The organism is Arthrobacter sp. ISL-85 (genome assembly GCF_018613675.1).
Classification (GTDB): domain Bacteria; phylum Actinomycetota; class Actinomycetes; order Actinomycetales; family Micrococcaceae; genus Arthrobacter.
Map to the genome: position 1 here is coordinate 155,504 of NZ_JAGGPQ010000004.1, position 21,820 is coordinate 177,323.

At 67.6% G+C, this 21,820-nt stretch carries 14 protein-coding genes and 1 pseudogene; 8 read left to right on the forward strand and 7 right to left on the reverse strand.

Features of this window, described 5'->3' with window-relative positions:
- Positions 1-219: 219 nt before the first annotated feature.
- The 4 genes from J7I84_RS02775 (at position 220) to J7I84_RS02790 (ending at position 8,817) form a co-directional block, all read left to right on the forward strand.
- Positions 220-1,443, forward strand: a complete 1,224-nt coding sequence (locus J7I84_RS02775; RefSeq protein WP_214940316.1) for a Gfo/Idh/MocA family protein — start codon at positions 220-222, stop codon at positions 1,441-1,443.
- Positions 1,443-4,739, forward strand: a complete 3,297-nt coding sequence (locus tag J7I84_RS02780; protein WP_214940319.1) for a family 78 glycoside hydrolase catalytic domain — start codon at positions 1,443-1,445, stop codon at positions 4,737-4,739. The genes J7I84_RS02775 and J7I84_RS02780 overlap by 1 nt, the downstream gene beginning before the upstream one ends.
- A gap of 68 nt (positions 4,740-4,807) precedes the next feature.
- Positions 4,808-6,823 carry a beta-galactosidase gene (locus J7I84_RS02785; RefSeq protein WP_214940322.1) on the forward strand — a complete coding sequence of 672 codons (2,016 nt, stop codon included), beginning with the start codon at positions 4,808-4,810 and terminating at the stop codon, positions 6,821-6,823.
- A gap of 446 nt (positions 6,824-7,269) precedes the next feature.
- On the forward strand, positions 7,270-8,817 hold the full coding sequence (locus J7I84_RS02790) for an HNH endonuclease (RefSeq protein ID WP_311381052.1): 1,548 nt from the start codon (positions 7,270-7,272) through the stop codon (positions 8,815-8,817).
- 124 nt (positions 8,818-8,941) lie between these two features.
- Here the strand turns inward: J7I84_RS02790 and J7I84_RS02795 are convergent.
- From J7I84_RS02795 to J7I84_RS02805, 3 genes and pseudogenes are all read right to left on the reverse strand, one after another.
- A pseudogene (locus J7I84_RS02795) lies at positions 8,942-10,299 on the reverse strand (ABC transporter substrate-binding protein).
- A gap of 194 nt (positions 10,300-10,493) precedes the next feature.
- On the reverse strand, positions 10,494-11,435 hold the full coding sequence (locus J7I84_RS02800) for a carbohydrate ABC transporter permease (RefSeq protein WP_214940324.1): 942 nt from the start codon (positions 11,433-11,435) through the stop codon (positions 10,494-10,496).
- Positions 11,425-12,369: a carbohydrate ABC transporter permease gene (locus J7I84_RS02805; RefSeq protein WP_214940327.1), complete on the reverse strand. Its 945-nt coding sequence runs from the start codon at positions 12,367-12,369 to the stop codon at positions 11,425-11,427. Before J7I84_RS02805 ends, J7I84_RS02800 begins: the two co-directional genes overlap by 11 nt.
- Before the next feature lie 342 nt (positions 12,370-12,711).
- Here J7I84_RS02805 and J7I84_RS02810 point away from each other — a divergent pair, with 342 nt between their 5' ends.
- The 4 genes from J7I84_RS02810 to J7I84_RS02825 all read left to right on the forward strand — a co-directional run bounded on the left by J7I84_RS02810 (position 12,712) and on the right by J7I84_RS02825 (position 17,276).
- Positions 12,712-12,858 (forward strand): hypothetical protein, encoded by a 147-nt coding sequence (locus J7I84_RS02810; RefSeq protein ID WP_214940422.1) that lies wholly within the window; start codon positions 12,712-12,714, stop codon positions 12,856-12,858.
- Positions 12,859-12,931: 73 nt separating this feature from the next.
- Positions 12,932-14,086 (forward strand): acetylxylan esterase, encoded by a 1,155-nt coding sequence (locus J7I84_RS02815; RefSeq protein ID WP_214940330.1) that lies wholly within the window; start codon positions 12,932-12,934, stop codon positions 14,084-14,086.
- Positions 14,083-16,164: a DUF6807 family protein gene (locus tag J7I84_RS02820; RefSeq protein WP_214940333.1), complete on the forward strand. Its 2,082-nt coding sequence runs from the start codon at positions 14,083-14,085 to the stop codon at positions 16,162-16,164. The genes J7I84_RS02815 and J7I84_RS02820 overlap by 4 nt, the downstream gene beginning before the upstream one ends.
- Positions 16,161-17,276 carry a Xaa-Pro peptidase family protein gene (locus J7I84_RS02825; protein ID WP_214940336.1) on the forward strand — a complete coding sequence of 372 codons (1,116 nt, stop codon included), beginning with the start codon at positions 16,161-16,163 and terminating at the stop codon, positions 17,274-17,276. Before J7I84_RS02820 ends, J7I84_RS02825 begins: the two co-directional genes overlap by 4 nt.
- 86 nt (positions 17,277-17,362) lie before the next feature.
- Here the strand turns inward: J7I84_RS02825 and J7I84_RS02830 are convergent, their stop codons facing one another.
- From J7I84_RS02830 to J7I84_RS02845, 4 genes are read right to left on the reverse strand one after another with little or no spacing between them, the layout of a single operon-like run.
- The gene (locus tag J7I84_RS02830) at positions 17,363-18,814 is read right to left on the reverse strand and encodes an aldehyde dehydrogenase (NADP(+)) (RefSeq protein WP_214940339.1); all 1,452 of its coding nucleotides are present in this window, start codon (positions 18,812-18,814) and stop codon (positions 17,363-17,365) included.
- Between the two features lie 37 nt (positions 18,815-18,851).
- Positions 18,852-19,955, reverse strand: coding sequence for a mandelate racemase/muconate lactonizing enzyme family protein (locus J7I84_RS02835; RefSeq protein ID WP_214940342.1), 1,104 nt, complete (start codon positions 19,953-19,955; stop codon positions 18,852-18,854).
- The gene (locus tag J7I84_RS02840) at positions 19,955-20,860 is read right to left on the reverse strand and encodes a 5-dehydro-4-deoxyglucarate dehydratase (RefSeq protein WP_214940344.1); all 906 of its coding nucleotides are present in this window, start codon (positions 20,858-20,860) and stop codon (positions 19,955-19,957) included. Before J7I84_RS02840 ends, J7I84_RS02835 begins: the two co-directional genes overlap by 1 nt.
- Positions 20,857-21,819: an NAD(P)-dependent oxidoreductase gene (locus J7I84_RS02845; RefSeq protein WP_214940347.1), complete on the reverse strand. Its 963-nt coding sequence runs from the start codon at positions 21,817-21,819 to the stop codon at positions 20,857-20,859. The genes J7I84_RS02840 and J7I84_RS02845 overlap by 4 nt, the downstream gene beginning before the upstream one ends.
- Between the last annotated feature and the right edge of the window lies 1 nt (position 21,820).

Here is a 21,820-nt window from a genome sequence, read left to right on the forward strand (position 1 = left end):
CGAAGCGGAAAGTGTTCCGCATCACGCTGGTAATCGGCTTCTTGGAAATCTAAACCCCTCGCAGCTCACCGGTCAAGCGAATTTTTGAATCGTTACATAGCTGGACTGGAACTGCCTTCATGCCGCACACTTACTGGTGGAAAGCGCTTGCTGAATGGAGGCACGCGCCCAGGACCCCGGTGCCCGCAACGGCTGGTGCCACGGCCAGAACGGAGAACCATGGGTACGGCAACGGAAGCCGCCGGCAGCGAGGCCGCAGCAGCTTCAGCAACAGCACCGGCACCGGCACCGGCGGCAAGGGTTGCGCTGGTGGGAGTACACGGCTTCGGCGCCCATCATCTGCGGAACCTCCACCGCCTGCACGCGGCAGGCAGGGTTGAACTCGTTGCCGTAGCCGACCCGCAGCCGCCGGCACCCGGCGCCGTCCCGCCGTCGGCCGCTGTCTATCCGGCGCTTGACCAGCTCCTCACGGACACCCGCGACCTGGACCTGATTATCGTGGCGACGCCCATCCAGACGCATGCCCCGCTGGCCCTGGCCGTGCTCGCCACGGGGGCGGAACTGTACCTCGAGAAGCCCCCGGTCGCTTCCCTGGCGGACTTTAATCGGTTGTGCACGGCCGCCGCGGAGTCGGGCCGCGGCGTACAGATCGGTTTCCAGAGCCTCGGCTCGCACGCCATGAAGGCGATCGAGGAACTGTTGCAAGCGGGGACCATCGGAACATTGGAAGGCATCTCCGCCACCGGCCGCTGGGTCCGGGACCGGGCCTACTACAAGCGCTCCCGCTGGGCTGGAAAGCGGAGTATCAACGGCATGGATGTGGTGGATGGTGTGGCCACCAACCCATTGGCGCACGCCGTGGCAACCGCCCTTCGGATTGCCGGTGCGCGGACCACTGCCGACGTCGCTTCCGTGGAGACCGAGTTGTACCGGGCCAACGACATCGAATCGGATGACACCTCCGTGATCCGGATCCGCACCGCGGCGGGCTTGCCCATCACCTGTGCCCTGACCATCTGCGCGTCGGAATCCGTTGAGCCTTATGTCACGCTCCAGGGCTCGGCCGGCACCGCGGTGTTCCACTACACGGAGGACCGGCTTACCGTCGAAACGGCTGCCGGGCGCACGGAGGAAACCTGCGGCCGCGAAGACCTGACGGAGAACCTCCTGGCCCACCGGGACCACGGCGTTCCGTTGACCAGCGGCCTGGTGGACAGCGGCGCTTTCATGCTGGTACTGGAAGCCGTCCGCAGAGCACCACTCCCGGCCCCCATCGATCCTGCCTACGTCCGCTGGGAAGGTGAAGGGGACGCGGCCCACGCCGTGGTAGCGGGCATCGAGGACGCCTTGGAGCGCGCAGGACGGCAGCATGCCACGTTCAGCGAACTGGGGCTTTCCTGGGCTGCGGCCACCCCGGTGGCCTTCCCCATCCCGGCCTCCTGATGGCGTTGAAGGATACGGCAGCTGCCGGGGACACAGAGCGCCCGTGGGGCGCCGGGCAACTTCATGCCACCGACCTCCTGACGGACGGGATTGCCTCCTGCCTGACCGCTGCTCCGTCCCCCGAATTCAGTTGGCAGCTGTGCCAGGACAGCGACGGCGATCCCGCCCTTGCGCGGCAGACCGGTTACGAGCTTGAAGTCCGGGACGCGCCCGGGGGCGTGCTGTGGAGCTCGGGGGAGGTGGCATCCTCTTTCCAGCGCGGTGTCCGCTACGAGGGTCCGCCGCTCGACGACGACGCAGACTACGCGTGGCGCGTGCGCGTCCGTGATTTGGCCGGCATCCCGGGTCCTTGGTCATCCCCACAGCCCTTCAGCACGGGCCTCGGGGACAGCTCCTGGCAGGCCGGCTGGATAGGCCGTGCACCGGGTGGACGTGCCCCGCTGGAAGTCCTCAACAACGCGCTCCGGGTGGCAGGGTCCCCCTTCCTGCCGATTCCCTGCCCTGCTCCCAGCAGCTTCCGGCTTGAGGCCCGGCTGCGCCCCGTGATGGGCCGGGCCGGCCTGCTCCTGCGCAGCAGAGGCGCCGGAACCGGCCTGCTGCTCGAACTGGGTGCCGCTGGAGAAGTGGTGATCCGCCGGGCCCCGGTCTGGGAGATCCCCTCCCCCGCCGCTCCGGAGACCGAGGTATTGGCGAGCGCCCAGGCCAAGGGTGATGCGCACGGCCCATGGCGTCAACTGACTCTCAGCGATAACGGACAAACCATCCGCGTCACCCTGGACGGGACTGAACTGCTGGCCCTTGGGGAGCCGGGTGCCGGCGGTGCCGCAGCCGTCCTTGCTTTGCACCAGGCTCCGCGGAGCCAGGCGGAGTACGCAGCGCTGCGAATCACCGGTACCACCCCCGGCCTGCCCGAATCCCTCCTGCTGGAGCACCGCTTCGACGCCGGCGATGACCAGGCCCTGGCCTGCCTGGCGAAATGGTCCCGAACCACCGAACACCGCCAGCCCGATGAGTGGACCCTGTTCCGGAACACCTTCCAGCTCACCGGGAAAGTGCGGCGGGCCCGGCTTTACGCCGCCGCCAACCACCACGCCCAGCTCTCCGTGGCGGGGACGCCCTGCCTGGCCACCACATCATTCGGTTACCCTGGCGAGGGCTACTACGACGCCGCGGACATCACGGAACTGCTCGCGGGACACCCCGCGGACACACCCGTGCCGGTGACTGCGCTGCTGCACTGGTACGGACCCGGCCAGGGCCGTGCCGCCGGCATCCCGGGACTGCTTCTCCGGCTCACGGTGGACTACGCCGACGGCCGCCGCGACGTCCTCGTCTCCGGCCCCGGCTGGTCCGCGGGTGAGGCACCGTACCGCCAGTCGGGCTACCGCAACGAGGAGGGCGATCCCGTGGAACACCTGGACGGCCACGCCGCGGCGTCCCTCGGCGCAACCGGCGGCCTGCCTGCCGCCATCAGCTCCGGCGGCCAAGCGTCGTCGGACTTTCCCCGTCTGCACCCCCGCAGGACGTTCCTTGCCGGCGGGTTCGTGGCGCCGCGGAAGTTCCTGACGGCCGGCGACGGCACCATGGTGGCGGACTTTGGCCAGGTCATCCCAGCGCGTCCTGAGGTGGACTTCCTTGCCGGTGTCCCCGGGCGCACGGTCGTGCTCCGGGCCGGCTACGCTCTCCGCCCCGACGGCCGGGTGGACGCCGGGAAGACCGCCAGCCAGAACACGGACATGTCCTTCCCCTACACCCAGACCGCCGGGCCCCAGCAGTTCCGCGCCTCGGTTCATTTGGGTTTCCGCTATCTGGAGCTGCCCGGGGTGGAGGCCGCCGAGGTATCCCGCGTGGGCGCCATCACAGTCCATGGCAGCCATCCCGGCGAGGGCGGCTTCAACAGTTCGGACCAGGTCCTGGATGCGGTGTTCCGGCTGCTCCGCGATTCCGCGCTGTACGGCGTGCAGGAACAGTTCGTGGATACCCCCACCCGGGAGAAGGGCCAGTTCCTGGCCGACGCGGCGAACATCTCCTACGCCACCATGGCTCTCTTCGGCGAACATGCGTACACGGCGCAGGCACTGAGGGAGTTCGCCTGGTCCGCCGGCCGCTACTGGACAGAAGGCGAGGAGAAGGGGCGCTACAACGCCGTCTATCCCAACGGCGACGGCAAGCGCGATATCCCCGATTTCTCCCTGATGCTGCCGGAGTGGGCGGAGGAATACCACCTGCGCACAGGTGATCTTGGCACGATCCGGGAGCTGCTCCCCCACTTGCAGGACACCGCGGACTACGCCCTCAACTACATTCCCGCAGGGGGCCCGACGGCGGGCCTGGTCACCAACCTGGGCGGCGGTTCCGGGCCCTACCTGCACGGCATTGTGGACTGGCCCGCACCGGGCAGGTTCGGCTACGACATGGAGTGCGCGGCCAAGACGACGGTCAACGCCCAGGCCTACTCGGCCCTGGTGTCCACGGCGCGGCTCTGCGGTGCCGCGGGTGAGCAGGACGCGGCGGTCCGTTACGCCGCTGCAGCCCGCACCCTGGCGGGGGCCATCCGGGAGCGGTTGCGGGTGGACGGCGCCATGGTGGACGGGCTCCATGCGGACGGAACACCCAGCTCCCACGCCTCCCAGCACGCGGCATCGTTCCCGTTGTCACTGGGCATCACCGAGCCTGCCTACGCGGCTGCGGACGCCGCCCGGATTGCAGGCATGGGCATGCGCCAGGGGCCCATGACAGTGCACCGGCTGGTCCGGGCGTTGTTGAGCGAGGGCCACACGGACGCGGTGCTGGACCTCCTCACGGACAAGGACCAACCCGGCTGGGCGCGGCTCCTGGACCGTGGAGCCACCTTCACCTGGGAGGCTTGGGACCTGGAGGACGGCACCGACTACAGCCAGTCGCACGCCTGGTCAGCGTCCGTCATCAAAGAGATCCTCGAGCACCTGCTGGGCGTGCGGTACAGCGTGCCGGGCGGCAACGACGTGGTGATCGAGCCGCCGCTGTGCCGGCTGGATCACGCCGCGGGCAGTGTTCCCGTGGCCAACGGGTACGTGCACGCCAGCTGGCACCGGCGCGGCGGCCTGGTGGAGCTGGAGTGCACCGTTCCGCCCGGCAACACGGCCACCGTTCGGCTGCCCGCCGGTTCTTACGGGGTCAGGGGGCCCCGGATCCTCCAAGACCAGCGGGCGGATGCCGCCGTCGTGCCTTCCCCTGCGGGCAGCGGCGGCGAAACGGCCCAGGCCGCCCGTGAGTTCCGGGTGCACGACGGGACCTGGACGTTCATCCCCGCCTAGCAGCCCACCCCCGCTGCCGCAGTCCGGCAGGCAGTCCGAACCAACGAAGACAACACTGGAGGAGTCACATGACACAGCAGGAAACCAGTGCCCCATCGAGCATTTGGGCCAAGGTTGAGGGCATCGGCTTCGGCGGTGACTACAACCCGGAGCAGTGGCCGGTCAGTGTCCGGCTGGAGGACCTGGAGCTCATGCAGGAGGCAGGCGTGAACTTCCTCAGCGTGGGGATTTTCTCCTGGGCGCTGCTGGAACCCGCCGAGGGGCACTACGACTTCGGCTGGCTGGATGAAGTCCTTGAGAACCTCGCCGGGATCGGGGTGAAGGTGGCCCTGGCCACCGCCACCGCCGCTCCCCCGGCCTGGCTGGTCCGCAAGCATCCGGAAATCCTGCCGGTCACGGCTGACGGCACCGTGCTGGGGCCTGGCTCGCGGCGGCACTACACGCCGTCGTCGGCCGTTTACCGCCGCTACGCCGCGGGAATCACGCGCGTGCTGGCGGAACGGTACAAGGACCATCCCGCCCTGGCGCTGTGGCACGTGGACAATGAACTGGGCTGCCACGTCTCGGAGTTTTACGGCGAGGAGGACGCCGCCGCCTTCCGAACCTGGCTGGAGCGCCGGTATGGGAACATCGATGCCGTGAACGCCGCCTGGGGGACGGCATTCTGGTCCCAGAGCTACGGCTCCTTTGATGAAATCCTGCCGCCCTCCGTGGCGCCGTCCACCTTGAACCCGGGCCAGCAGCTGGACTTCCAGCGGTTCAACTCCTGGGCGCTGATGGACTACTACCGGGAGCTCGTGGCCATCCTGCGCGAAGTGACCCCAAACATCCCCTGCACCACCAACCTGATGGCCTCAAGCGCCACGAAGGCCATGGACTACTTCGATTGGGCCAAGGACCTGGACGTCATTGCCAACGACCACTATCTGGTTGCCGCAGACCCGGAACGGCACATCGAACTCGCGTTCAGCGCGGACCTCACCAGGGGTATTGCAGGCGGTGACCCGTGGATCCTGATGGAACATTCGACGTCGGCCGTCAACTGGCAGCCGCGCAACCAGCCCAAGATGCCGGGCGAGATGCTGCGCAACTCCCTGGCGCACGTGGCGCGCGGGGCGGACGCCGTGATGTTCTTCCAGTGGCGCCAGAGCTTTGCCGGCTCGGAAAAGTTCCATTCCGCCATGGTGCCGCACGGCGGCCGGGACACGCGCGTGTGGCGTGAGGTGGTGGAGCTCGGAGGAGCACTGAGACGGCTGGAGCCCGTGCGCGGCTCGAGGGTGCAGTCCCGCGCCGCCATTGTATTTGACTACGAGGCGTGGTGGGCCGGCGAGATCGATTCGAAGCCCAGCATCGACGTGAAGTACCTGGACCTGCTGCGGGCTTTCCACCGCGCCCTGTTCCTCCGCGGAATTTCCGTGGATATTGTGCATCCGTCCGCTTCGTTGGAGGGGTACCACCTGGTGCTCGTATGCACGCTGTATGCGGTGTCGGATGACAACGCTGCCAACATCGCTGCCGCTGCGGCCGGCGGCGCCACGGTGCTGGTGAGCTACTTCAGCGGGATCGTGGACATGCAGGACCACGTGCGGCTGGGCGGTTATCCGGGCGCATTCCGTGAACTCCTGGGGGTTCGCGTCGAGGAGTTCCACCCCCTGTTGGCAGGGTCCCGGCTGAAGCTGAGCGACGGCACTGTTTCCTCGGTCTGGAGCGAGCACGTCCACCTTGCCGGCGCCGAGGCGGTGCAGACGTTTACCGGGTACCCGCTGGAGGGGGTTCCCTCCCTCACCCGCAGGGCGGTGGGTGAGGGGGCAGCCTGGTACCTGGCCACGTTCCCGGACCCCGACGGCATCGATGCCCTCCTGGACAAGCTCCTGGCGGAGTCCGGCGTTGCGCCGGTTTCCCCCGCAGGCCCCGGCGTGGAGCGCGTCCGGCGGCGCTTGGCCGACGGGCAGAGCTTCCTGTTCGCCATCAACCACACGGGCTCGGATGCCCCGGTTTCCGCTGCAGGCACCGACCTGCTGACCGGCGAACCGTTTACCGGCACCGTCCCGGCCGGCAGTGTTGCGGTCATCGCAGAGGATTAGGGGCCGTCCGGGCCCGGCGCCTGTGGGTTCAGTACCGCTCGCCTGCTTTCGCCTGTCAAAACGCGCACGACGGCGGCACTCCGTTGGGTGCCGCCGGTTCGTCCTCTGCACAGGGCTTCTGGCACGCGCCCATGAGGTTTTCCACATAGGACTTTTGGGTGGCAGCCGTTGTCAGACCCTGGTGGAAGACTTTGGTTATGGAGGCGGTTTTGGGGACGGCGGCAGTACTGGAGGCGGAGCCTCAGGCACACCTTGCTGCCAATGTGCCTCGGTCCCCAGTTGGCGTTCCGATCCTTGGCGCCCTGTCGGACTCTTGTGTTGCAATGCCCGCAGTGCCTTCTGCTATTACCGCACCGTCACCGCCGGCCGTTCAACCCGCCGACGCTTCCATTGGTGATGTCGTGGCCTTGCTCGCACGGGTTCCGCTGGCTCGTGACGGTGCGGGCATGATCGATCAGCTACGCGCGCTGGAGGATCTGAAATCGCTGGCCGGTGCCCGGCAGGCCGGCATTACCGTGGCCTTTGATCTTTCCCAGCGGCGGGAGCAGGCCGCCGCAGGTGTCCCGGCCGAGGAGCAAGGCGCGGGGGTTGCGGCGCAGGTCGCGTTGGCGCGGCGGGAATCCCCGGCCCGGGGCTCCCGGCTGCTGGGCCTGGCCAAGACCCTGGCCGGGATGCCGCACACCTTCGCCGCGTTCCGGTCGGGGTTGTTGAATGAGTGGCGGGCCACCCTGATCGTGAAGGAAACCATCTGCCTCACACCCGGGGACCGGGCCGGGGTGGATGAGGAACTCGCCGCGGACACCGGCGCCCTCGACGGCGCAGGAGACAAGGCCATCGTGGCCACGGCCCGGGCGGCGGCCTCCCGGCGGGACCCCGCCTCGGTCGCGAAACGGGCCACCCGGGCGGTCACCGAACGCACGGTGAGTCTGCGCCCGGCACCTGACACCATGACCTACCTGACCGCGCTGCTGCCCGTCGCCCAAGGCGTCGCCGCCTACGCCGCCCTGACGAAAGACGCGGATACTGCCCGGTCCTCCGGGGACGACCGATCGCGGGGGCAGATGATGGCCGACACCCTCGTCGAACGCGTCACCGGCACCCCCGGCGGGATCAGCAGGGTGGAGATCCAGCTCGTCATGACGGACCGCACCCTCCTGCAGGCCGATTCCGAACCCGCCCGCCTCCCCGGCTACGGCACCCTCCCGGCGGCAGTCGCCAGGGAACTCGCCCTCGCCGGCGCCGCAGCACGCACCGGAACGGCAACAGCTGATTCGGCCATAAAGCGCGAGCTGGAGCTGTGGGTCCGCCGCCTCTACACCGCCCCGGGCAGCGGTGAGCTCGTGGCAATGGACTCCACAGCACGCCTCTTCCCGCCCGGGCTGAAACGCTTCCTCCAGATCCGGGACGACACCTGCCGCACCCCCTACTGCGACGCCCCCATCAGGCACCACGACCACATCACCGCCTGGCACACCGGCGGACCCACCACCGCGGCCAACGGCCAGGGCCTCTGCGAAGCCTGCAACCACATCAAAGAAACACCCGACTGGACCGCAAACCCGTCCCCGGCCCCCCGGCACACGGTGGCAACCACCACCCCAACCGGCCACACCTACCACTCCACCGCACCACCACTCCCCGGCACCTCGGCCACAGCCACAGCCCCGGCCCCGGCCCCGGCCCCGGCTCAAGGAGACCCACCCCAAACGTTCTGCACGGGCCCCGCAGCGCAGCCACTGCCGCCAACGGAGCAAGCCGGTTCTGTCAGGGCGCCCACGCGGCACGGACGCCACCCGACCAGGCCGTCCACCTCCCTGCCAGGCAGATACCGCCCAGATACCGCCGCGCCTCCATCGACTGGCAGAAAGCCTCCAGCGGTCCACGTCATGGTCACGGTCCGGGGAAAGTGCTGCCCCGTACGGCTGATCCATGACTGCTTGTGCTGCTCCCGCCTTACCCGCCGCTCCTGCTTAATCAGCGCCGCCCCTACTTAATCAGCGCCGCCCCGGGAGGGAACCGTTGGTTCCCTCCCGGGGCGGCGCTGCCACCCGCCGTCGGACGTTCTGGACAGGGAGGCGTCCATCCAGAACGTCCTGAGCCGTTCCGGCGGGGTGAGGACTAGCTGCTGATAGCGGACTTCATCTCATCGGTCGCCTTCTTGCCGGCATCCCCCGGGACAGCCGCTCGAAGAGGACTTCCGAGGTATACCGCTTGATGATTTCCTGGATGGCACCGGCGCCCTTCGGCGGCGGCGCCGGAGCCTCGCCGAGCTCGTCCTTGATCTGGTCGATGAACTTGACCACCTTGACGTCGGCCGGTGTCAGTTTCGGCTGGATGGCTGCCCGGACGTCAGAGTTCGGGTAGACGCCGCGGTCTGCAAGCAAGGCCTCCCCGGCTTTGACGTTGTTGGTGAGGAAGTTGATGAACTTGGCGGTTTCCTGCGGGTGCTTGGTGCGCGATGATGCTGACCAGAACTGCGAGGCCTTGTACCAAAGCTCGGAGTCAGCAGCCGATCCGGTCTTGGTGGGGAACCGCAGGATTTTCAGGTCCCCGCCGCTCGCCTTTTCCAGGGCCGGCGCCTGGTTGGACCACCAGAAGGCCATGCCGTTCTTGCCTGTTGCCAGCCCGCTTTGGTCAAGCGGCGCAGCCTCGGCTTCCACCACCTCGGATGCGGAGGGAACTGCCTTCTTCTGGCTCAGCTCTTTCAGGAAAGCCCACCACTCGGAGATGTCGCTTGGCTCAAAGCCCAGCTTGCCGTCAGATGTGTACAGTGATTTGCCGTTCTGCCGAAGCCAGACACCCAGGGAGGCTTCGTCAGTTCCGTAGGCTGCCGCGCCATAGGTTCCCTTGGGCGACTTCGCGGTGATCTCGGCGGCGATGCGGCCAAAGTCGTCCCACGTCCACTTGGTATCGTCCGGGAGCGGGACTCCCGCGGCCTGGAAGACAGCGGGGTTTGCCAGGATGGTCGCTGCGTTGATGCCTGCGGCGATACCCGTCAGCCCCTTAGCGCCCTTGCCGGCGTTAAGTGCTGCCTCGTCCAGTTTGGAAGTGTCGATGTCGTACTTGGACAGGTCGAGAAGGGCGCCGCGGCTGGAGTACTCCGTGATGTACTTCTCGTCCATCTGGATGATGTCAGGGGCGTCGTTGGCCGCGACCTGCGTGGCCAGCTTGTCCCAGTAACCGCTCCAGTCCCCGAACTCCGGCTTGATCTTGATCTTGGGGTTTTCGGCTTCGAACTGTTTGATAGCTTCCTGCGTCAGCTGGGCGCGTTTGTCGCCGCCCCACCACGAGAAGCGGAGCTCGACCGTGCCGTCAGCGTTCTGGGGGGCGGCTCCCCCGCCGCAGGCACTGAGGGCCATGACGGCTGCGATAGCGGCGGCAACCGCGCCGGCTTTACGGCTGCGGCGCCGGGCGCCTGCATTGGGTGCCTCTGCATGCTTCTTGGCAGCATTTGCGGGACGGGGAAAAAGCGGCACTGGGTACTCCGATCTTCTTTGATCCAGGTGCGGGTGATTGTTCTGAAAGCGCTTTCTAGACCTAATACTACAAGTGCCTAACTTGTAATACAAGATGCGTATCGCAGCAATCTCCCTACACGCCGCCGCAGGCGCCTTAACGCGAACGGCCCGCCACGAGGGCGGGCCGTCCGGACGGGATTGTACTTTTTGGGCTACTTGATACCGGTTGTAGCAATGCCCTTGATGAGGAACCGCTGGCCGAAAAGGAACACCAGGAAGACGGGCAACAGCGAGACGATGGACATTGCGAACAACGATCCCCAGCTTGTGGCTGACTGCGAATCCACGAAGGCCCGCAGCGCCACCGGAACTGTGAACATGTCCGGATCCGTGAGGTAGATCAGGGCCCCGAAGAAGTCATTCCAGGTCCAGATGAAGGTGAAGATGGTGGTGGTGGCCAGTGCGGGCACCATCAGGGGCAGGATGACGCGCAGGAAGATACGCGGGTGCCCGGCGCCGTCGATCCTTGCGGCCTCATCGAGCTCCTTGGGGATGCCGCGGATGAACTGCACCATCAGGAAGACGAAGAACGCGTCCGTGGCCAGCAGCTTGGGCACGATCAGCGGCCAGAAGGTGTTTACCCAGCCGATCTGGGAGAACAGGATGTACTGCGGAACGATCACCACGTGGAATGGCAGCATGATGGTCAGGAGCATGATGCCGAAGAACAGCTTCTTGGCGGTGAACTGCAGCCGCGCGAACGCATAGGCGGCCATCGAGCACGAAATCAGGTTGCCCAGGATGGATCCGATCACCACGATGGCCGAGTTGATCATGTAGTGGCCAAAGGGGTGGGTCAGGGCTGACCAGCCGGAGGTGTAGTTGCTCATTTCGAGGCTGTTGAGCCAGAGGCCCGGGTCCCGGAAGATCAGCTCGTTCGGACGGAGCGAGGACACCACCATCCACAGCAGTGGGTAGATCATCAATGCGCCGGCAAGGATCAGGATCGCGTGCTTGATGAGGCCTTTGGTCCGCTGCGCCCTACTGAAAGCCAGGGTGCCGCGGGACTCACGCGGTTTGCGATGGTTCGTGGGCTTGCGGGCGCCGGAAGACTTCTTGTCCCGGGCGGGCAGCGTCTCAAGCTTAGTCGTCATAGAAAACCCAATACTTAGAAGCGATGAAGTTGATGGCAGTGAACACGCCGATGATGAGCAGCAGCACCCAGGCCATGGCGGACGCATAGCCCATATCGAACTGGCCGAAGCCCTTTTGGTAGAGGTACAGGGTGAAGAACATCGTGGAATCCGAGGGGCCGCCGTTACCGCCCGAGACGATGAACGCCTGGGTGAACGACTGGAAGGAGCCGATGATCTGCAGCACCAGGTTGAAGAAGATAATTGGACTCAGCATCGGCAGGGTGATCCGCCAGAACTGCTGCAGGGTGGTGGCGCCGTCAACCTTCGCAGCCTCGTAGTACATGTTGGGGATCTGGCGCAGGCCGGCCAGGAAGATGATCATCGGGGCGCCGAAGGTCCAGACGTGCAGCAGGATGATCGACCCCAAAGCGGTGCTGGGGTCCGAGATCCAGCCCGGACCCTGGATCCCGAACATGGCCAGGACCTGGTTGACCAGGCCGGTGGTGCCGAAAATCTGCTTCCACAGGATGGCAACGGCAACGGACCCGCCGAGGAGGGACGGCAGGTAGAACACCGAGCGATAGAACGGAAGGCCGCGAAGGCCCTTGTCCAGCACCAGCGCAATGAGCAGGGCAACGCCCAGCTGCAGCGGCACGCCAATAAGAACATAGGTGAAGGTGACCCGCAACGAGTTGTGCAGCCGGGCGTCACTGAGCATCCGGGTGAAGTTGTGCAGCCCTGTCCATTCGGGCGGTTGGAGCAGGTTGTAGTCGGTAAACGACAGATAGAGGGACATCAGCATGGGGCCGATGGTGATGGCCACCAGGCCTACCAACCATGGCAGCAGGAAGATGTACGCGGCCTTATTGTCCCGCCTGTTGGCCTTCTTCTCCTCGGGGGTGACTTTGCCCTTCCGCCGGGTGATGGAGCTGAGCTCGCTGATGGCGCTCACAGGAGCTGCTCCGTCGGGGACGCCAGGCACACGGCGTCGGGCACGTGGGCCGGACGCAGGGTCCTGGGGATGTGTTTTGCGGCCATGTGGTCTCCTTTGGTCATCGTGGCCTCCACGTTGCTGTCATCGCCAGGCGATGGGGAATTCGGCACCTCCGGCGCGGTTTGACTGTTGCCCGCAAGGGGCTTCAGTGGTTCCGGCGCCGCAGGTGCCTTTGGAAATGCGGCTCCGTACCAAAGTAAACGTTTTCTTGACTCCTGTATAGCCCTTTGTTAGATTTCGAGAAACCGTTTTCTGCCGCGTGCGGTACTCCACCCAAACACGAAGCCGAGGGTCACAACAATGAAGTTTGGTCTCAGAAAATCCGTCATGGGCGTTACGGGCGCCGTCGCCGCCCTTGCCATTGCCCCCACCGGCTGCGGCAACGGCGCGCAGGCCGGAAAGGTGGGGACGGCGGAAGACCTGGGACCCTCCGGATCTCCGAGGTAGACCAGAACATGGTGTGACCGGAACGTCCCACCACGTCAGCAGGCAGACCTATCAGCGAAAGGAGGCAGGCCGCATGAGTCCAGCAGCACGGCCCAGCGCCATCGCGGGCTACGAGGACTGGCCTGCCTACGTCCGGAGCAACCCCCGCCACCACGCCCCAACAGCCCTGGCGCAGGAGCTTTCGGACGCCTTGGGCGTACCCGGCTCGGGTGCACCGCCGGTGGTGGCGGTCCAGTGGGAGGAAACGTACGACGACGTCACCACCTCCCAGCTCAGCTGGCAGCTGGGCTTCGGGCCGCGAACCATCGGTTGGCTGGTCAGGCCGGCCGGAAGTTCCGGTCCCCTGCCGGGCGTCCTGGCACTGCACTGCCATGGCGGCAACAAGTTCGGCGGCGCGGAGCGGCTGGTGGAACTCCCGGACAGCCACCCCTCGGCGGCCGCCGCCCGCGCAGGCCACTATGACGGGCGCGCGCTGGCCACGGACATCGCCCGCCGCGGATTCGCGGTGCTGGCCCACGACACGTTCGCCTGGGGCAGCCGCAGCTTCGACCTCTCAACTCCGCCCTGGCGGACTGCCTCGGCGACGGCGGCGAAGCAGGCTCAGTGGCGGGAGGACGGCGTCGTGCCCACCGACGCGGACGAATACAACGCCGCCGCCGCCTTCCACGAGGACACTGTTGCCAAGGCGGCAGGCCTGCTGGGCACCAGCCTGGCCGGCATGGTGGCGTACGACGACCTCGCCGCCCTGGAAATCCTGGCAGCCCTGCCCGGCGTCGACCAGGACAACCTGGGCTGCATCGGCTTCTCCGGCGGCGGTGGCAGGTCGCTTGCCCTCGCAGTCCTCAGTCCGCGCATCCGGGCGGCGGTGGTGACCTGCATGATGACCACCTTCGAGTCCCTTCTCCCCGCTTACCTGGACGCGCACTCCTGGCTGCTGCAGACCCCCGGCCTGTGGAGGCTGGGCGACTGGCCGGAGCTCACCGGCAGGTCGGCGGCTTCCCGGTTCCTGGTGCAGTACGCCCTGGCGGATGAACTTTTCCCGGAAGACGGAATGCGCCAGGCGCACCGGCTGCTGGAATCACTGCACGCGGGTACGGACAAGTACACCGGCAGCTACTGGCCCGGCGGACACGTCTTTACCGCTCCGATGCAGGACGAAGCCATCGATTTCCTGGCGCAAACCCTGGCCTTGCAACCCGTTCACAACAGATCCCAAGGACCCACATGACCACACAGCACTCTGCCGCCGCGGATCCGACGCACCAGCAGGCCGCTTCCACTGCGGTCCCGCGGGTGGCCCTGGTGGGTGTACATGGATTCGGCGAGCGCCATCTTGCCAACCTGGCCCGGCTCGAACAGGCCGGCGCCGTGGAACTGGTGGCCGTCGCCGATCCCAACCCGCCGCAAGCCGGCACCCTTGCCGACTCGGTAAAAGTCTTCCCGGACCTGGATGGGCTGCTGGCCGCGGGGCCAGGTGCCGACGTCGTCATTCTCGCCACGCCCATCCAAACGCATGCCCCGCTGGCGGTCGCCGCACTGGAAGCCGGGATGGACGTCTACGTCGAAAAACCGCCGGTAGCTTCCCTGGCCCAGTTCGAAGGGGTCCTTGCCGCCGCCCGGGACAATGGGCGCTTGGTCCAAGTGGGCTTTCAGAGCCTGGGCTCGCACGCGCTGCCCGCCATCAAAAGCCTGGAGGCTTCGGGAGACATCGGCACTGTGCTGGGCATCAGCGCCACCGGCCAGTGGCTGCGGACCAAGGCGTATTTCAAGCGCTCGCGCTGGGCCGGGAAGCGCACCCTTGACGGCACCGACGTGGTGGACGGCGTGGCAACCAATGCGCTGGCCCACGCGGTGGCCACCGGCCTGCACCTGGCGGGCGCACACACCGTCGCGGACGTAAGCTCCGTGGAAACCGACCTGTACCGCGCCCACAGCACCGAAAGCGACGACACCTCGGTGCTCCGGGTCCGCACCGCCCAGGGGACCACACTGCTGTGCGCGCTCACCCTCTGCGCCCCCGAACAACTGGAGCCAACCGTCACCGTCCACGGAACCCTTGGCGACATCACGCTTTTCTACACAAAGGATGAGGTGGTCATCGCCACCCCGGACGGCGAGCGCCGGGAAACGTACGGCCGGACCGACCTGCTGGAGAACCTGCTGGACGCCCGCGCCACCGGCGCACCTCTGATCTCGGCGCTGGAGGACACCGGCGCCTTCACCGCCGTCCTCGAAGCCATCCGTACCTCTCCCGCGCCGGCCCCCATCGGCGGCGAATTCATCTCCTGGGAAGGCGAGGGCGACGACGCCCATCCGGTGGTCCAAGGCATCAGCGGCCTCATCGAACGCGCCGTCAAAGCCCAGGCCACGTTCGCCGAGCTGGGCGTGCCCTGGGCCAGGGCCCTCCCGCCCGTCCGCACGCTGACCCTGGACGGCCGGCCTGTGGCGGACTACCAGGACGGCAGCCACATCCGGGCAGTCTCCTCCCCGCGCCCCTACCTGCACCCCGTCAGGACCATGGGCGGCACCCTGGTGTCGGACCACCAGCCGCTGGACCACGTGTGGCATCTGGGCGTCGGAGTGGCGCTGCAGGACGTGGACGGGGTCAATTTCTGGGGCGGCCGCACCTATACCCGGGAGGCCGGGAAGTACGTCTGGCGCCCCGACCACGGCAGCATTGCCAGCACGGGCACCAGCGTGGAACAGACCAGCGCCGGCCGCGGGCACGAAGGCAGGCTGCAGGAGACCTTGAGCTGGAACGGCCCCGACGGCGCCCCCATCCTGGTGGAGGAGCGCACCTGGGCGTGGTCCGGCGTCGACCCTTCCATCTGGCGCCTGTCCCTGGACTTTGCGTTGTCCCCCGCCGGCGACAAGCCGGTCAGCCTGGGCAGCCCGGGCTCCAACGGCCGGTTCGAAGGGGGTTATGGCGGATTCTTCTGGCGCCTGCCCGAATGCGCGGACGCAAAGGTATGGACGCCGGCCGGCAGCGGCGAGTCGGAAACCCACGGGAGTGTCGGGCGCTGGCTGGCCTGGACTGGGAAGTTTGACGGCGGGAAGTTCGACGGCGGAAAGTTCGACGGCGGCCCCGCCACCCTGGTGTTCGTGGCCCCGGAAGGGTCCACGGACCCCTGGTTTGTCCGGATGGACGGCTACCCGGGCGTGGGCCAGGCGCTGGCCTGGGACGCCCCCGTCATCGCGAGGCCAGGCAGCCCGGTGCAGCGCAGCATCACCGTCTTTGTGGCCGACGGCATCCTGGCCACGCCCGACATCGAAGCATTGATCAACCATCAGGGGGACCCGTCATGACCCAGACAACAACCACAGCCGCTCCCCCGCAGGAGGCCCGCCGGGCTCCCGGGTCCCCGGCGGACCGGGCCGTCAAGCGCCAACGGGTGCTGGACATCCTGGATGCCGCCGGTCGGGACTCGCTGCTGCTCACCACCAACACCGCGCTGACGTGGTACCTGGACGGCAGCCGTGTCCACATCAGCCTGGCCGGTGATCCCATCGCCGCCCTGCTGGTGGACCGCGGGGGCGACCACCTGGTGACGTTCAACAACGAGGCCGGCAGGATCGGCGCCGAGGAACTGCCCCCCGGGGTCAACCTGCACACTGTCCCCTGGTACGGGAACCTGCACCAGGCCGCCGCCGCGGTTGGCAGCGGGACCCAGCCGCCCCTGGCCGAAGCGGAGGCCGCCGCGGAACTCCGCGCCGCACGCCAGCAACTGCTCCCCGCGGAAAGCGCCCGTTATTCCCTGCTCAGCGCGGAACTGGCCGGCATCATGACGGACGTTCTCACCGCCGCCCGCCCGGACACCACGGAATTCGCCCTGGTCTCGGCCCTGGCCGGGCGCGTTGTGGCTGCCGGCGCCGAGCCACTGGTGCTCCTGTGCAACGGCAGTTCCCGCAGCACGTTCCGCCATCCCCTGGCGACACACTCCCCCCTCGGCCGGCGTGCCATGGCCGTGGTGTGCGCCCGCCGGGATGGCCTGGTTGCCAACATCACCCGCTGGGTAAGGTTCGACGCCGGCACCCCGGAAGAGCGCGACGCCGAGGCCCGCATCGCGGCAGTGGAAGCGGACATCTTCGATGCCACAGTCCCCGGCGCCAGGCTGGACATGGTCTTCGCCGAGATCCAGGCGTCGTACGTGCGGCACGGTTTCGGGGCGGACCAGTGGGAGCAACACCACCAGGGTGGTCCGGCCGGCTATGCGGGGCGCGATCCCCGGGTCACCGCAGCTGTCACCGACACCGTGGTGCTGGACCAGGCCTTCACCTGGAATCCGTCCGGACCGGGCGTCAAGATTGAGGATACGGTGCAGCTCACGGAGTCCGGGCTTCGCGTCCTCACCGTTGACCCCCGATGGCCTGCAACCACGGTGAACGGGCTGGAGCGGCCGGTGACGCTGCAGCTCTAGCCTGAACGCCCGCTCACATACTGCCGCAAAACAGGAAAAGCCCGCTCACTTATGGCCGTAAATACGGCCATAAGTGAGCGGGCGTTTCAGGAAAGCTGCAGTTCGCCGTCCACGCGGCGCGGGATGCCCAGCGGGTTGTCCTCGCGCAGTGCCGGGTGCAGCACGGTCTCCGGGGCGTCCTGGTAGGCCACAGGGCGCTGGAACCTTCGGACCGCCGTGGCGCCCACCGAGGTGAACAGGGAGGTGGTGGCCGGGTACGGGCCGCCGTGCTGCTGGGCCCAGTTCACGGCAACGCCAGTGGGCCAGCCTTCGAACAGGACGCGCCCCGCGAGCCCGGAGAGCTGCTCCACGATGGCCGCGATGTCCTCGCCCTGTTCGCTGTGGAGGGTGGCCGTCAGGCTGCCGGGGACCTTTGCCAGGACAGCTGACAATTCTTCCCGGTCTGCGTACTCGATGAGGATGGTGGTGGGTCCGAAGCATTCTTCCAGCAGCTGCTCCGGGCGCTCCAGGACCTTCGCGGCGCTGGTGGAAAAAACCACCGGCCCGGCGCCGTTTGCGGCCGCGTCCTGGTCGACGCTGCCGCTGACAACGTCCACGCCCTCCACCGACGCGAAGCTGCGCAGCCCGTCCGGGTAGGCTTCGGCGATCCGGGTGGTCAGCATGCCCAGGGCCGGCTTGTCCTTGCTGGCCCGTGCCACCTCCTGCGCGAACCCGGTCCCCGCGGGGATGAACACCAGGCCCGGCTTGGTGCAGAACTGCCCCGCGCCGAGGGTGAAGGAGCCGGCCAGCCCGGCGGCGAGTTCCGCCGAGCGGGCCTGCAGCGCTGCCGCGGTGATGACCACGGGGTTGAGGCTGCCCAGTTCCCCGTAGAAGGGGATGGGATCGGGGCGTGAGGTGGCAAGGTCGAACAGGGCACGGCCGCCGGGAATGGAGCCGGTAAAGCCCACGGCCTTGATGGCAGGGTCCTGGACCAGGGCCGTGCCCACTTCGCGCCCGCTGACCAGTGCGAACAGGCCCTCGGGTGCGCCCGCGCCGCGGAGGGCCGCGGCCACGATTTCAGCGGTGCGCTCCGAAAGGCGGAGGTGGCCTGAGTGTGCCTTGACGATCACGGAGCAGCCGACGGCGAGGGCTGAGGCGGTGTCGCCTCCGGCCACGGAGAAGGCAAACGGGAAGTTGGAGGCGGCGAAGACGGCAACGGGTCCGATGGGCTTGAGGATCCGGCGGAGGTCCGGTGTGGGCGGCGTGGCGGCCGGATTGGCGTGGTCGATGATGGCCTCAAGGTAGGAGCCTTCAGTGATGACGCGGGCGAACAGGCGCAGCTGCCCGCTGGTGCGCGCCACCTCTCCCGTGAGGCGGGGAGCCCCCAGGCTGGTCTCGGCATCGGCGATTTCCACCAGTTCGGCCGCATTGGCATCCAGGGCGTCCGCTACGGCGGTCAGCCAGCCGGCACGCTCGGCGTCGGAGGCAGCCGCGGAGATCCCCGCGGCCGCTGTTGCGGCAGCGGTGAGCTCGGTCAGGGAAAGCGTTGCAGTTGTCACGTCAGGTACCTGTTCGTCGTCGTACGGAAATTCATGGTTACAGCGGTTCCCGGAAACGGAATCCCAGGCCGGGCCGGTCCGCCAGTGTCACCCTGCTGTTGCCGAACCGGACCGGGGATGGCCCGGCCAGGATGCCCAACTGCTCGAAGGACGCCTCCTCGACGTCCTCCACCATGGTGGGCTCCGCCAGGGTCAGGGCCAGCTGCCCGGACAGTTCGGGCAGCAGGTGCGGCATCACCTTGATGCTGTTGGTCCGTGCCAGCTCGACGATCCGCCGGAAGGGGGTGATTCCGCCCACCCGGATGATGTTCGGCTGGATGATGTCCACCGCCTCTGCCTCTATGAAATCGCGGAAGCGGTAGATGGTGTGCAGGTTTTCGCCAAGGGCGATGGGCACCGGCGAGTGCTTCCGGAGCCTGCGGTAGGCCCAAAGGTCGTCCGCGCGGAGGGGTTCCTCCAGCCATTCCAGCCCGTACTCGGCCAGGACGTCCACGGCGCGGAAGGTGGTGGGCAGGTCCCACCGCTGGTTCGCGTCGATCATGAGCCTTCGGTCCGGGCCCAGGACGGCGCGCACGGCGGCGACGCGCTCTGCGTCCTCGCGGATGTCCGGCTTGCCCACCTTGATCTTGACTGCCCGGTGGCCTGCCGCCACCCAGCGTTCAACCTGCGCCACCAACTCTTCAAGCGTGTAGTGCAGGTTCACCCCGGAGCCATAGACCTCAGCGGATTCCTGCCGCTGGCCCAGGAAGCCGGCGACCGAGGTGCCTGCACGGCAGGCCTGGAGGTCCCAAAGCGCAAGGTCCACGCCTGCCATGGCGATGGTGGTGAGTCCGCCGCCGCCGGCCTCGTGCAGCCGCTTCCACAGCGCATCCCACACAGTTTCCGGATTAGCGGGAAGCCCGGTAATGAATGGGGCAATGTCGTGGTCCAGCAGCGCTTTGACCGCTTGGGGACCGATGGTGGGCGTCCAGGAAAAACCGTGCCCCGCGCCGCCGTCGTCCGTGTGGAGTTCGGTGGTGATCACGTGGTTCTCCGGCGCCTCCACGCCCCAGCTGCGGCGCAGCGGAACCGTGAGGAACCTGGTGGTCAGGCCGGTGATGCGGGGAACGGTGCGGAGGGTTTCCGCCGCCGGTGCGCTCATCAGCGGCCGGCCAGCTCGTAGCCCTTGGCGAGGATGGCCTTGAGCTCAACCAGTTGTTCCTCCGTGGGATCAACCAGCGGCGGACGGACCGAACCGACGGGCAGTCCGGCCAGCCGCAGGCCTGCCTTGACCAGTGAAACGCCGAACCCCGGGGTTTGGTCGCGCAGGCGGACCAGGGGTGCGTAGAAGCCCTCGAGCAGGGCGTTGCGGCGGTCCTCGTCCCCCGCGATGTAGGCGTCGTAGTAGGCCTTGGCGATTTCCGGGGCCATGGCGAACGCCGCGGAGGAGTAGAGCGGGATGCCCAGTCCGCGGTAGGCGCCCTGGGTCAGTTCGGCGGTGAGCAGGCCGTTGAAGAAGGCGAAGTCAGTCCGTCCGGTCGCGCGGACGGCGGACACGATCTCCTGGGCCAGGCCAACGTCCCCCAGGCCATCCTTGAAACCGATGACCTTGGGGTTGCCAGCGAGCTTGGCCATTGATGCGGCAGCGAATTTTGCGTTGCCCCGGTGATACACGATGACCGGCAGGCTGCTGGCGTTGGCCACGGCCTCGATGTAGGCCACCAGCCCGTCGGTGGGACCGGTCACCAGGTAGGGCGGCAGGACCAGGAGGGCGTCGGCGCCTGCCTCTTCAGCGGCGCGGGCGGCGGCCAGGGCGTGGCCCAGGGGTCCGCCGGCACCGGCCACCACGGGGACCTTTCCGGCCACAACGTCGACGGCGGCCGCCACCACGGTGCGGACCTCGTCGATGCTGAGGGCATGGAACTCGCCGGTGCCACAGGCAGGGAACACGCCGCCGGGAGCGAAGGGCAACCGGGAGCCGATGTGTTCCTTGAGCAGTTCCACGTCAACTGCGCCGTCGGCCGTGAACGGGGTGACGGGGAAGAACAGTACGCCGTCGAATTTCATGGTGTCTCCTTGCCTCCGCCGGTGGTAACCAGGGCGGTGGCCTCGTCGTTGAGGGTGTGGTGGGACTTCAGTTCGGTGCGCCAGCTGCGCTTGGGCTGCCAGCCCAGGAGCTCCTGGGCTTTGGCAATGGAGAAGGCCGGGCTGGTGCCGGTGAGGCAGGAACTCAGCGCTTCACTTCCCGGCAGGTACTTGGGCATCAGCTCCGCGAGCGGTGCGGTCGCCAGCGCGTCGGCCGCCCCCACAAAGAAGGTTTCCCCGTTGGGAATGTCTTCCATCTTCTGCAGCAGCACGTCCAAAAAGTCCGCCACGTCCCGCGCATCGACGTAGTTGAACAGTGCCGGTGCGGAGAGGGCAGGGTCGGCCAGGCGTTCGGCGAGGGTGTGGCCCTGCTGAGTGGGGGCGCCTTCCCACTCCTCCGGGGAGATCACGAAGCAGGGCCGGAACGCCGCGTAGCGGATCTTCTCCCCCTGGGCAGTCGCGAACATCTGCACGGTCTGTTCGGCAATGTGCTTGGACAGTGCGTAGGCGTTCCATGGCTTCGGCGGGGTCCGCTCATCGAGGGGGAACGACGGCGGCAGCCAGCCCGCCGGGCAGCCGTAGCCAAGGACGGTGGGACTGCTGGCGGTGACAATCTTCGGAACCCCCAGCTCCGTCGCAGCGCTGACCACGGCGAAGGCCAGCCGGGTGTTGGTGCCGAAAATGACGTCCTCCGGCGCGCTGAAAGGCACCGCGATCGCCGCAAGATGGATGACCGCGTCGGGCCGTGCCTCCCGCAGGAGGCGCAGCGCCTCTCCCGGGGCCAGGAGGTCTGCGGTTTCCTGGACGACGCCGGCAGGCAGCAGTTCTGCTGGCACGGCGTCCCGGTCAACGGAGACCACCTGGTGGCCCGCCTGGGCAAGTCCGGCCACCACGCTGCGGCCCAGGCGGCCGGAGCCGCCGGTAACGAATATCCTGCTCATG